Origin of the sequence: Sulfurovum sp. AR (assembly GCF_000296775.1) — a bacterium.
Classification (GTDB): Bacteria; Campylobacterota; Campylobacteria; order Campylobacterales; family Sulfurovaceae; genus Sulfurovum; species Sulfurovum xiamenensis.
In genome coordinates, this window is sequence record NZ_AJLE01000003.1 from 39,000 (window position 1) to 51,328 (window position 12,329).

The following is a 12,329-nucleotide window of genomic DNA, read 5'->3' on the forward strand; positions in this document are numbered from 1 at the left end:
AATATTATCCTAGGTAGATCACTTCTTCAGGTTCTACAATATGTGCTTTTTTATCTAGCGCATTTTCAATAACACTTCGTAATATAGTCTGTTTATCCTCTTCTCCATGTATAAGATAGATACGATAGAGATCCTCCATCTGTGATATCCATTTGATAATCCCCTCCTGGTCTGCATGTGCTGAAAATCCGTTGATCGTATGCACACTTGCTTTGATCAAGATATCCTCATTAAATATCTTGACCCATCGTGCACCATCAACGATATGACGTCCCAACGTTCCAATCGCCTGATATCCTACGAATATCACGGCATTTTTAGGATTCCAAAGACGATTTTTAAAGTGATGTATGATCCTTCCTCCCGTACACATACCACTCCCTGCTATGATAATGGCACGGGTATCTACTTCATTAATGGCTCTAGATCCTTCTACATCGGGTGTATAAATAAGACTTTCAAAATCAAACACCGTTCCATCTCTTTTTTTGTACTCCTGACACTTCTCACTGAGAAGACCACTGTAGTTGTTATAGACTTCAGTGGCACGTGTAGCCATAGGGCTGTCTAAAAAGATCTTGCAATGGGGCAATTCTTTTCTGTCATGCATCTCTTTTAAAATGATCAATATCTCTTGTGTACGCTCCACAGCAAATGAAGGAATCAATACATTACCCCAATCACGCAAGGTATCGATGATCACACGTTTGAACTCTACGATACTCGCATCCAGATCTTTATGGTTACGGTCACCATAGGTAGATTCTACATAGAGATAATTCGCATAGGGACACTTTGCTAGATTTTCCATGACCAAATTCTTATCATTGCCTATATCTCCGGAAAATACAATGGTCTGCTCTACACTGTCTTCCTTATAGGTGATCTCTATGAATGCGGCACCAAGTATATGTCCTGCATTACGATAGGTCACCTTAAGAGAATCCAGAATGGTAACCGTGTTATCATACTCCGGATATTCCCAAGCAAGATCAAATGCTGCTTCCACATCATCTTCATCATACAAAGGTGCCATGACCTCGTCTTCTTTTCCTTTTCGCTGTGCTTTCCTATAATTGGTCTCAAAATCCTCTTTCATGATCTTGGCACTGTCAAGGAGTATAATTTCAGCAATATCACGTGTGGCTTCCGTTGCATAGATCACACCTCTGAACCCTTCTTTGACCAGTTTAGGGATACGTCCTACATGGTCAAGGTGCGCATGTGTGATAAGAAGATAATCTATCTCGGATGGATCAAAACCAAATGCAGAATAGTTTCGGTCCTCTTCAGGTCCTTGAAACATACCACAATCAATAAGTATACGAGGTCCGTGCTCGATCGCAAGCAAATGACAGGAGCCGGTTACTACTTTAGCCGCACCATGTGAAGTTACTGTTGCCATAATTATTCCTTTATATTATCTATATTTATTTTACTTTCTGAAATATTGATTTGAGCTTAGGTAGCAATAGATAAATTCTTTACTATATATACATATATTTTATATCTCTTATGAAATTGGGATATCTGAAAAAAGAGAAATTGAAGAAGTGTTATATCTCTTTTTTATAGCCTTATAATAAGCAAAAATATAACTGATACTAAGCTATAATCATATAGTTTATACGCGTTAAAGCGATCATAAAGGTACATCAAGGATACATAGGTGCACTCCACTTACGCTAGAAAGAAAATATCAATGAATGAAGAAATTTTACAAAAATTAGATACATTAGAGCAACATATACATCACTATAATGAAGGTATTGACATTGGGGTACACCCTTTTGATATCGCTGATCTACTCATTGAGATCAGGGAAGTTGACAATGATCTCTATACTGCATCTTTAAATAAACTACCGAGTACACTTTTGGCAGAAGTACTCGTAGAATTACCAAAATCATTCCAAGAAGAACTCTATACCAATTATGGTCCTAAAAAACTTGCGAAACTGACTGAATCACTCGATACGGATGATGCCGCGGTCTTGATACAGCATATTGAAGAAGTAGATGAAGAGAAAGCAGATGCCATTATGTCCAATCTCTCAGATGAGGACAGGGATACCATCGAAGAACTCATATCATATGAAGACCATGAAGCCGGTTCTTATATGCAAACAGAAGTCTTTGAAGCGCATCTGGATGAAACCATTGGCGCTTCAATACTCCGTCTCAAAAAGATGAAAGCAAACAGAGAGATCGACAATGTACATCATGTATTTGTTGTTTCAAATAAGAGAAAGTTCGTCGGTATGATACCTCTGGAAGATCTTATTCTTCATGGACCCAAAGAGCTCTACAGGGATGTCATAGAAGAAGGAAAGATCACTATTTCTGTTGACCCGCATGAGGAAATAAAAAATGTGATCGAAACGGTTGCCAACTATGACCTCAGTGTGATCGCCGTAGTGAATCAAAGAGGTATCCTCATGGGTCGTATCACTGCAGATGATATCTATGATATCATTGAAGAAGGTGCAACAGAACAGATCTATAACCTTGCCGGTGTTAATGATACAGCCGAACAAGAGGAGAGTATCTGGAAGATCGGCCGATCAAGAGGACTTTGGCTGGGGCTTAACCTTTTAACGGCTATTGCCGCCTCTTTGGTTATCGGACTTTTTGATGCAACACTTCAATCCCTGGTTGCACTCGCCATTTTAATGCCTATCGTTGCTTCTATGGGAGGCAATGCCGGGACACAAACACTGACAGTTACAGTAAGACAGATGGCACTCGGAGATATAGAAGCAGATGAGGCAAAAAAAACGATCTATAAAGAGGTTTTCATCTCATTGATGAATGGTGTTGTGTATGCTGTGACCATGGGCTTGATTGCTTACATCTGGTTCCAAATGCCTATGCTCGGTATCGTCATAGGTATGGCGATGATAGTGAATCTTTTGTCTGCCGGATTCTTCGGTGCAGTGATTCCCTTGACGCTCAAAAAATTCGGTGTAGACCCGGCCATAGGATCTACCGTTCTTTTAACAACAGTAACAGATGTAGTTGGATTCTTCAGCTTTCTTGGACTTGCAACTATTATTTTATTATAAAAGAGAAGAGTTATGGATACAACAGACACAATGAAAAAGATACATTTTGAAGAATATATAGAAGACTATTGGGATATTATCGTAGGTTTGATCGCTATAGTTGCAGCGATCATTCTACATCAATATGGAAATAGTTATCTGGCTACTTCTTTTGCAGCATTGGGTATTGCTACACTCTCATTAACGGTTTCAGAAGTTGCTGAAATACTTTCTCAGAGACTTGAAGAACCCTATGCCAGTTTTGTCCTGACATTCAGTGCGGTTATCGTTGAGATCATACTTCTCTACATCATTTTACTTCAAGCCTTACATGATCCAAAAGTGGTAGAGACTGTCAAAGGCGGTATTATCTCGGCTGTGATCGTAGATATGAATGTACTCTTAGGGCTTGCAGTATTTATCGGTGGATTGAAATTTACGGAGCAGGAACACAACAAAGAAACTTCCAGTACCTACACCACTATACTATTGGTTACCGCCCTTGCACTACTTGTACCAAGCCTGCTCAATCAGACTGAGCATAACGAATCCGTACTCAAAGAGGTGAGTATGATCATTGCGGTAGCCTTGATATTTTTTTATATTATTATTTTTATTTTTCAGACAAGAACCCATACACACTTCTTCAAAGCAACAGCAAGAAGCAGGATGTTCAGACTGAGAAAACGGCAAGAAGAAGGTAAAGAGGTAGAAGAAGTAGCCAGTGTTTATATTTTTGAAAGATTTAACAATATAGGAAATTTCATTACCATCTTTGTACTGATCGCTATCATTTCTATCGGTGCAGAAGTGTTTGCAACGGATGGTATCAAGATGGCAAAAGATTTTGGGATATCCGCTGGACTTGCCGGTTTGATCATTGCGATCATTGCTGTTGCACCTGAAATTGCAACCGCTGTTAAAGCAGCTAAAAATGACCAGATCCAAAGGGTGGTCAATATCGCGATGGGGGCATCTGTCGTCTCGATCTTACTCACTGTACCCATTTTACTCGGACTTGCCCACATCAGTGGGATAAATCTCTTTCTTGATTTTAACCCTCTGCAGATCGGTGCACTGATCATGACCATTATTCTTGCATGGAAAAGTACAGAAGAGGGTCAGACCAACTACTTCGAAGGACTCTCTCACTTGATGTTCTTTGTCTGTTATGCGATCATAGCAGCCTATTACTGACCTACCAAAGCAGCTAGAGATGCTTTGATTCCAATTCACTGATATGTACAATCGTTTGTAGGACAGTATCAGGATTCAAACTGATAGACTCTATACCCATTTTAACTAAAGCTTCTGCCATCTCAGGGTAATCTGAAGGTCCTTGTCCACAAATACCGCTATGTCGGTCATTACGTTTTGCACCCTCCACTGCCATTTCTATCATCTTCATCACCCCAGGATCACGTTCATCATAATCAAAAGCGACTACCTCGGAATCCCGGTCAACCCCGAGTGTCAATTGGGTTAAGTCATTCGAACCAATGCTGAATCCATCAAAAAGTTTACTAAATGCATCGATCTGTATCACATTGTTGGGTATCTCACACATAACGTAGATCTTTAAACCATTTTCACCACGTTTCAGACCATATTTTTCCATGGCATCCAATACCCTTTGTCCCTCTTCTACTCTACGGCAAAAAGGGATCATCAAAATGACATTATCAAAACCCATCTCTTCTCTGACATGTTTCATAGCTGCACACTCCAGGGCAAAGCCCTCTTCATAGTTTGGATGTGTATAGCGTGATGCACCGCGAAAACCGATCATTGGATTGGCTTCATCCATTTCAAAGAACTCTCCTCCAAGCAATGAAGCATATTCATTGGTTTTAAAGTCGCTCATTCTCACGACACAGGGGTTAGGATAGACTGCTGATGCAATGCTCGCAACACCTTCAGAGAGTACTTTTACAAAATAGGATTCAGGGTTGTCATATCCGGTTGTGAGTTGACCGATCTTTCTATCTGTGGTCTCATCGATCTTTTCAGGATGTATCAGTGCCATCGGATGTACTTTGATGGATGTATTGATAATGAACTCCATGCGTGCCAGGCCTATGCCATCCACAGGCAGTGAAGCCAATGTAAATGCCATGTCCGGATTACCAAGGTTCATCATGATCTGTGTCTTGGTCTTCGGTAGTGTACTAAGATCTGTTTTAATGACCTCATAATCCAAGATCCCCTCATGGATCAAACCGGTTTCACCCTCTGCACAACTTACTGTGATCTCTTGGCCATCCACTAACGTCTCTACAGCATTTTCAACTCCTACAATCGCAGGTTTCCCTAATTCTCTCGAGACGATAGCTGCATGACAGGTTCTTCCACCCGTGTTTGTCACAATGGCCGAAGCGATCTTCATAACAGGTTCCCAATCAGGACTGGTCGTTTCTGCAACCAGGACATCACCTACTTTAAAATCTTTCAGGTTGCTTGGATCAACGATCTTACATACCTTTCCTGCACCTATTTTCGTACCTATGGCCTGGCCTGTCAGTAAAACTTTACTCTGTTCCTTTAATCGGTACATTTCAAGCACTCGATCTTCTTTTCGGGATTCCACAGTTTCCGGGCGTGCCTGCACGATATAGATATGTCCATCCACACCGTCTTTTGCCCACTCCATATCCATCGGTTTCTGATATCCTGCCTGTTTCGAATAATGTTCTTCGATCTTTATGGCATAATCAGCCAGAAGAAGTACATCTTCATCAGTGATACAAAACTTCTCTTTTTCTTCTTTAGGCGTATCTATATTCTTCGTATACTCTACGGCAAGATTATCCTGATTGATTCCCTCTGAAAAGATCATTTTAAGTGCTTTACTTCCAAGTTTTCGTCTTAAAACGGCACGATATCCTTTTTTGAATGTCGGTTTATGAACATAAAAACTGTCAGGAGCGATACTTCCCTGGACAATGTTCTCACCTAAACCGTACGCTGCATTGATGAAAACAACATCTTTAAATCCTGTTTCTGAATCTATGGAAAACATGACACCGCTCTCACCAATGTCACTTCTAACCATTTTCATCACAACGACACTGAGATACACTTTCATGTTATCAAATCCATGAACAAATTTATAATGTATGGAACGGTCTGTAAAATTTGAAGCCAGGCAGCGCTTATAGGCATCCAATAAGGCATCCAAACCCTGAATGTTCAGATAACTTTCATTTTGTCCCGCAAAGGATGCTTCTGGAGAGTCTTCAGCCGTTGCCGAGCTTCTCACCGCAAGACTTACATCGTCACCATATTCTTCTTTCAGTGCTTGATAGGCTTGATCTATCTGGTCGATCATCTCATCAGGTAGCGTACAGTTATTGATGATCTCCCGACAACACTTTCCTCTTTCCTGTAACTGCGTAACATCATCGGGGTCAAGATCATCCAGTAGTGTATGTAGTTGTCCCCATGCGTCATTACGCTCTAGCACAAAACGATAGGCATCCGCAGTGATCGCAAAACCATTAGGGATACGGATACCTTCCTGCATAAGATTTTGATACATCTCACCCAGTGAAGCATTTTTACCACCGACCAGATCCACATCTTCTATACCAAGCTCATTAAACCATTTAATATACTGAGACATAAGCTATCCTTTTTTTTATTCTACTCTTAATGAACCATTCTGTCAACTTTAAGATGTCATAATAATGCAAATAAATAGACACCATTTATGCTATAATTATTTTATGCTAAGCCAATTAAAATCCCTGATCGTCAAACCATCACTCTATCATCACAGTTATTCACATACCGTGTGTGATGATACTGTGCCAGATAAATTTAGTGTGCTTTGCTGGAATGTGCATAAGAACAATGATACTTTTTCCTTCAGTAACTATATTGAAGAATTTTCAAAAAAGAAACCGGTTGACTTCTATTTGTTTCAGGAAGCTGATTTTAAACATGATACAGAACTCAATCTTCCAAGTCTCACATTCAGTGCTGCGGCAAATTTGGAAAAAGGTTCTACTTTTTATGGTGTCTTAACAGCAAGTAAGTGTAGAGCAGAGTACAGTAAGCCTTTCCTGTCACATGGTAAAGAGCTCATCTTCGGTCCACATAAAAGTCTGCTTTTGACCAAGCACGCTTTTGCAGACGGTTCTCCTTTATGGATCTTAAATCTTCATGCGATCAATTTTAGAGAAAACAAACACTACTACAGAGAGATAGACAACATGATTCAGATCATCGATGATTATGATGGTCCAATGATCATTGCCGGTGATTTCAACTCCTGGAATAAAAGGAGAATGAAATTCCTACACACCAAAATGAAAGACCTAAATTTTGATCCTGTACCATTTTCAACAAGTGACAGGGTGAAGTCTTTTATGCGAAATCATTTGGATTTTATTTTTTACAGGGGTATTGCACTGGTTGAACAGAGTATAGAAAGAAACCATAAGCTTTCTGATCACCATCCTTTGTTTGCAAGATTCAGCAAACACTTATAGCTGTATTGTGAAAATTGAAGCATAAGCATTATTCTTTCACTTCACTCTTCACTGCATTGAGTAAAACCTGATAGGTATTACGGTTAAAAAGATAGGGCTTGGCATTAAATAACGTGTCAAACATGATCTTCCAAAGTGTTGAAAAGTTCTCATCATCACGTACACTGCAGAGCTTGGCTTGCATTTGATATTCAAGTTCACTGAGTGCCTTGGCATGATCTACATATGCCTTTAGCACATTGTGGTCCACACCCACTTCTTTAAAATACGTTACCAGCTTGACCATACTTGCCTCTCTGTCTGTATAATCATCTTCATGTATAGGTAATACTATACCATCGTTTAAAAGTGTTTCTAAAAGCGTTGCATCCACATTATAATGCTCAATAAACTCTTCTTTGGTAAAATGCTTCGCATCTGAAGGAATATCACTGAGTGTATTCATCAATGGCTGCAGCATGGTTGCTGAAGTGGATAGAGACTGATTTTGGTTCTGCAGAGCAAATCTGATCTGTTCATTACTGCTACCTATCTCTTCTTGCATATATTTGATATACTGGATAAGTTCTATATGTTGATCATTGTAGCGATGCACATTTGATTTGATCTTATTTGCTTCTGGAAGTAAGCCTTCTCTAATGTAATACAAAATGGTTGACTTAGGTACACCTGTCTTTGCAACAAGTTCAGATATTTTATATTCCATTTCTTAGCCTTTTACGTTTAACTTTAATTTAAAGAATTATAGCATATAATTAAAAACGTTAAGTTAAACTTTACGTTTTAGACACTCATTACATCAAGGAAAGAAATGGCACACATACAATTACCCGAATTTGAAGACATGTCTCCTGAGATTCAAAAAAGAGCACAACCTATACTGGAGAAGACTGGACAACTGGGTGATATATTTAAGCTCTTGGCTTTAAATGAAAAAATCTATTTTGCAACCGATGGAATGATCCAGAAATACCTGCTGGATGAGACAACTCTCTCTTATGATACGAAAGAATCCATCGCACTGCTTATTTCTTTAGAGAACGGCTGTAAAATGTGTGTAGATGTCCATAAAGGCATTGCAAAAATGCTTGGTATGTCTGAAGATCGTATAGAAGAAGTGCTTCATGGAGTAGATGCTATGAATGTTCCAGAGAGTGAGAAAGCTTTATTGAACTTTTGTATCAAAGCCTCAGGAAAAGAAAACTATAAAATTCTTAAATCAGAAATAGATGCACTGAAAGCATATGGATACAGTGACATACAGATCCTTGAAGCTGTTTCTATTACAGGCTATTTTAACTATATTAACACCCTTTCAAATGTATTTGGGTTAGGAGAGTCATGAAAAATGTATTCAGGTTTATAAAGAAATTTTTCATTGGAATATGGGATTTCATTTTTTATCTCATTGGGGCGCCGTATGAAGAACAGGCAAAAAAATTGAACTGGGATGAGAAGGATACTGCCTTTAGAGGTCCGGAAAATCCAAAAACAAAAACAATACATTACAGAGCCAATAAAGTGAGTAAACCTTCATGAAATTAAAAAAAATCCTTCTCTTGGTATTTTTTACCAATATCCTATTGAACGCATCAACAATATTTACGTTGTCGGGTGTCAAAAAAGTCTATTTGGTGGTAGAAATATCCGGTAAAACCATTCCAAAATCATATAAAAGTATGATCATGGAAAGCCTACAGACAATGACTGATGATCTTAATATCGACATCAAGGGTTATGACCCAAGATCCTTAGCTGTACTGGTCAACGAAACACCGATCAATGGAAGTACCATGGTCAATATTCAACTGCTTATCGGAGAAGAAGTAAAACGTTTGGACAACCATGAGAAAACATTTGCCCTGACCTATCAGGATATGGGACATTTTGTATTGAAAGATGGTAATGACCCGGAAGATGCATTTGAAGATACCTTTGATACGATGCTTTTAAAGTTCTCGGAACAATATCTGGAAGAGAATAAAAAGATCTCAAAAGTAGTGATCAATGAAGAGAATTTTGCATCTGAAATGCATTATGAAACTAATTATGATGAAGCGGTCAAAAAGTCAAAAAAACTGCAAAAAAACATCATGCTTGTTCTGGTATCGAATTTCTGTCCCTGGTGTCGTAAATTTGAGCAAAGAGTCCTGCTTAAAAATGAGATCAATGAGATCGTACAAAAAAATTATATCCCTCTCATTCTCAATAAAGAGAAAGATCCGTTTCCAAAAGAATTTGATACAGGATTTACACCTATTATACATTTCATAGACCATCAAACGCAAAAAAGCTATAAAAATGTGATCGGTTACAACAATAAGGATGAATTTACCTACATACTAAGATCGGACAATGTAGCAAAATAAAATATGTGTACTTTAGTGATATCAGGCATTTTTATTCTATAATATACTTTAGAAACTGTAAAGGACCGATAGATGGGGATTATAAAAGCATATAAATTTACCGATGGTTTTGATTTTGATCTGATCAGGAAAGAAGTGGTTGGTACGTTTCGCGCAAAACTTTTAAAAGATGTGCTCATCATCGAAAAAGACAACGATCTTTGTTTTTTGTTTGAATATGGTGTGGTCATATTCTGGGATTTTGACGATGAAGAATACTTTCTGAAAACGATCAGTTCTTCGATCGGTGCGATCAAGATCTTAGAAGACTACAAGTATCACATTTCTCCGATCCAGCCTGTTAAAATTGAATTAGACACTATCTATATCGATTCTGATGATGAATTAAAAAAGCTTTCCATATCCTATGCCATTGAGCAATCTATCATGCTGGGGAGCTTTGAAGATTCCATAAAAAAAGCCCTGGAACTCACTGAGCATATTCCTTTGGATCTTGCTGAAAATGGTCGTGTCAATATGAGCAGACGGGAAATAGCCAAAGAGAGAGGCCGTCTTTTTATTACAAAATCGAACATCTATTTACATTTTGAACTTTTAGATACACCGGAGTTTTTCTGGGAGTATCCTGAACTGGATATTTATTATCAAAGTATGAGAAAGTATCTTGAACTTCAACCACGTATCGAAATTCTTAATAGAAAAATGAATGTAATGCAGGAGGTATTGGCCATTCTTGCAGATGAACAAAATCATAAACACAGTAGTACTTTAGAATGGATCATCATCATTTTGATTGCATTTGAAATTGTATTATTTATCTTAAATGATTTTAACTAATCATAGACATATCACATGGGTATCTATAATTTTTCAACCATTCCATCTCGAAATAATCGATACACATCTAAATCATTGGCAATGAAAAGGCTGCCTTTGTAATACTCTTTTATCTCACTATAAAGCACTTCAACACTCTTAGTACTATTGTTGTTATATCTTGGATTGATATGTGATGCGATCAGATTTTTAACACGACTCTTTTGGACGGCATTACCAAGTTCTTTTGCGGTCGTATGCAAGACTTTTACCTGAAGATGATCATAATCCTCTTGTGTATATGTACACTCATGTACTAAAAGATCAATCTCTTCAAGATAACTGCCCAAAATATCCGGCTTACTGTTATCACCAGCGATAATCAATGATCTTCCTCTTATAGGTGAAAGCATGTACTCCTTAGGCTCTAGTTTTTTACGTTGAAATGTAATACTCTGACCTCTTTGCAGCTCACCATACAATGGCGAAGGTTCCAGGCCGATCGATCTCAATTTTTCTTCATTGAGTTTGTTGGTAATATCATTCTCTTTAATATAAAAAGCAAAACTTTCTATGGAGTGTTCAAGTGCTAAGATTTTCAATGAAAATTTATCAAAATGAATACGCTCTTCTGCTTTAAACTCTATGATGTTTAGTTCATATCCAAGATTTTCAAAGGAGACATCAATTACACACTCAAGAAATTTTTTGATACCTGTAGGGCCGTATACAGTAAGAGGTCTGAAAGCAGTATCAAGTTTTTTAGAGCTCAACAGCCCGGGAAGGCCATAGTAATGATCTCCGTGCATATGGGTAATGAAGATCGTATCAAGTTTCCCAATAGAAAGCCTGCTTCTAAGAATCTGATGTTGTGTTGCTTCACCACAATCAAATAGATACCACTTGTTGTCCTGTTCAAACTCTAATCCCACTGCAGAGACATTTCTCTCTTTGGTAGGTTTACCTGCACTGGTACCTAAAAATGTTAGTTGCAACATATCCTCCTTTATTCCATAGCCATCAATTTCTTTTTTTCCAGGCATGCCAGAGAGAGTGGACATCAGTATACTGTTTAGGAAGTATCATCGTTATGAGAATATTTTCTATCATTTCAATCACCAAAAAATAGACTGCTAAATGAAACAGAATATTATGACCAAATCCAAGTAGAATAACCACACCTATACTCATCATTACAGCTGAAAATTTTGTGATCCATGTATGATAACTTGCCAGCTTTCCAAATTTTATCAGTGAAAATACTGAAGGCAGTACATATATGATGATCGCCGCGATGATATAGTATATCTCCTTCTTGATAAGGTCCGGCCAAAGCCACCAGACTGCCAAAGGCGTAGATAGATAGGTTAAAATATCACCATAACTGTCCAGTCTTGCACCTAATTCACTTGTTTGGTCCAACACTCTTGCAATGATGCCGTCAAGTGCATCTGAAAGCAGCATCAGTCCAAAAAGAATATAAAAGAGATTTACCATTCCCAACCAGCCTGCAAGCAGTAAAAAAGGTGCTGCAATGATACGGAATAGACTTAATATATTAGGAATATTTCGTAACATGATAAAGCTCCTATTGATCATATGATACAG

At 38.2% G+C, this 12,329-nt stretch carries 12 protein-coding genes; 7 read left to right on the plus strand and 5 right to left on the minus strand.

The genetic code is table 11. The features are described from left to right. Positions 1-4 precede the first annotated feature (4 nt). Positions 5-1,405: an MBL fold metallo-hydrolase RNA specificity domain-containing protein gene (locus SULAR_RS03460; RefSeq protein WP_008243017.1), complete on the minus strand. Its 1,401-nt coding sequence runs from the start codon at positions 1,403-1,405 to the stop codon at positions 5-7. A 297-nt stretch (positions 1,406-1,702) separates the two neighbouring features. Here SULAR_RS03460 and mgtE point away from each other — a divergent pair, with 297 nt between their 5' ends. Beyond that, positions 1,703-3,064, plus strand: a complete 1,362-nt coding sequence (gene mgtE / locus SULAR_RS03465) for a magnesium transporter (protein ID WP_008243019.1) — start codon at positions 1,703-1,705, stop codon at positions 3,062-3,064. A gap of 12 nt (positions 3,065-3,076) precedes the next feature. Next, a complete protein-coding gene (locus SULAR_RS03470) occupies positions 3,077-4,240 on the plus strand; it encodes a calcium:proton antiporter (RefSeq protein WP_008243023.1) in 1,164 nt (387 codons plus the stop codon). A gap of 13 nt (positions 4,241-4,253) precedes the next feature. Here the strand turns inward: SULAR_RS03470 and ppsA are convergent, their stop codons facing one another. Beyond that, entirely contained in the window at positions 4,254-6,665 is a 2,412-nt protein-coding gene (gene ppsA, locus SULAR_RS03475) for a phosphoenolpyruvate synthase (RefSeq protein ID WP_008243024.1), read from the minus strand. Between the two features lie 103 nt (positions 6,666-6,768). Between ppsA and SULAR_RS03480 the strand changes: the two genes are divergently transcribed. Beyond that, positions 6,769-7,536, plus strand: a complete 768-nt coding sequence (locus SULAR_RS03480) for an endonuclease/exonuclease/phosphatase family protein (protein ID WP_038000050.1) — start codon at positions 6,769-6,771, stop codon at positions 7,534-7,536. A gap of 28 nt (positions 7,537-7,564) precedes the next feature. Here the strand turns inward: SULAR_RS03480 and SULAR_RS03485 are convergent, their stop codons facing one another. Beyond that, on the minus strand, positions 7,565-8,242 hold the full coding sequence (locus SULAR_RS03485; protein ID WP_008243026.1) for a MerR family transcriptional regulator: 678 nt from the start codon (positions 8,240-8,242) through the stop codon (positions 7,565-7,567). A 105-nt stretch (positions 8,243-8,347) separates the two neighbouring features. On the opposite strand from SULAR_RS03485, the gene SULAR_RS03490 reads away from it, so the two are divergent. The 4 genes from SULAR_RS03490 (at position 8,348) to SULAR_RS03505 (ending at position 10,742) form a co-directional block, all read left to right on the plus strand. After that, entirely contained in the window at positions 8,348-8,881 is a 534-nt protein-coding gene (locus SULAR_RS03490; RefSeq protein WP_008243027.1) for a carboxymuconolactone decarboxylase family protein, read from the plus strand. Further along, positions 8,878-9,075, plus strand: a complete 198-nt coding sequence (locus tag SULAR_RS03495) for a hypothetical protein (protein WP_008243029.1) — start codon at positions 8,878-8,880, stop codon at positions 9,073-9,075. Before SULAR_RS03490 ends, SULAR_RS03495 begins: the two co-directional genes overlap by 4 nt. After that, positions 9,072-9,905, plus strand: coding sequence for a thioredoxin fold domain-containing protein (locus SULAR_RS03500; protein ID WP_008243031.1), 834 nt, complete (start codon positions 9,072-9,074; stop codon positions 9,903-9,905). The genes SULAR_RS03495 and SULAR_RS03500 overlap by 4 nt, the downstream gene beginning before the upstream one ends. A 72-nt stretch (positions 9,906-9,977) precedes the next feature. Next, positions 9,978-10,742, plus strand: a complete 765-nt coding sequence (locus SULAR_RS03505; protein ID WP_008243032.1) for an RMD1 family protein — start codon at positions 9,978-9,980, stop codon at positions 10,740-10,742. Positions 10,743-10,765: 23 nt separating this feature from the next. On the opposite strand, the gene SULAR_RS03510 is transcribed toward SULAR_RS03505, so the two are convergent. Together SULAR_RS03510 and SULAR_RS03515 are read right to left on the minus strand one after the other, a co-directional pair. Next, positions 10,766-11,716 carry an MBL fold metallo-hydrolase gene (locus SULAR_RS03510; protein ID WP_008243035.1) on the minus strand — a complete coding sequence of 317 codons (951 nt, stop codon included), beginning with the start codon at positions 11,714-11,716 and terminating at the stop codon, positions 10,766-10,768. Between the two features lie 25 nt (positions 11,717-11,741). After that, positions 11,742-12,299 carry a CDP-alcohol phosphatidyltransferase family protein gene (locus SULAR_RS03515; protein WP_008243036.1) on the minus strand — a complete coding sequence of 186 codons (558 nt, stop codon included), beginning with the start codon at positions 12,297-12,299 and terminating at the stop codon, positions 11,742-11,744. Positions 12,300-12,329 lie beyond the last annotated feature (30 nt).

Bases quoted from the DNA above. Each gene is read 5' to 3' on its own strand.
- SULAR_RS03460 (WP_008243017.1), bottom strand. From the start codon at position 1,405: ATGGCAACAGTAACTTCACATGGTGCGGCTAAAGTAGTAACCGGCTCC.
- mgtE (WP_008243019.1), top strand. From the start codon at position 1,703: ATGAATGAAGAAATTTTACAAAAATTAGATACATTAGAGCAACATATA.
- SULAR_RS03470 (WP_008243023.1), top strand. From the start codon at position 3,077: ATGGATACAACAGACACAATGAAAAAGATACATTTTGAAGAATATATA.
- ppsA (WP_008243024.1), bottom strand. From the start codon at position 6,665: ATGTCTCAGTATATTAAATGGTTTAATGAGCTTGGTATAGAAGATGTG.
- SULAR_RS03480 (WP_038000050.1), top strand. From the start codon at position 6,769: ATGCTAAGCCAATTAAAATCCCTGATCGTCAAACCATCACTCTATCAT.
- SULAR_RS03485 (WP_008243026.1), bottom strand. From the start codon at position 8,242: ATGGAATATAAAATATCTGAACTTGTTGCAAAGACAGGTGTACCTAAG.
- SULAR_RS03490 (WP_008243027.1), top strand. From the start codon at position 8,348: ATGGCACACATACAATTACCCGAATTTGAAGACATGTCTCCTGAGATT.
- SULAR_RS03495 (WP_008243029.1), top strand. From the start codon at position 8,878: ATGAAAAATGTATTCAGGTTTATAAAGAAATTTTTCATTGGAATATGG.
- SULAR_RS03500 (WP_008243031.1), top strand. From the start codon at position 9,072: ATGAAATTAAAAAAAATCCTTCTCTTGGTATTTTTTACCAATATCCTA.
- SULAR_RS03505 (WP_008243032.1), top strand. From the start codon at position 9,978: ATGGGGATTATAAAAGCATATAAATTTACCGATGGTTTTGATTTTGAT.
- SULAR_RS03515 (WP_008243036.1), bottom strand. From the start codon at position 12,299: ATGTTACGAAATATTCCTAATATATTAAGTCTATTCCGTATCATTGCA.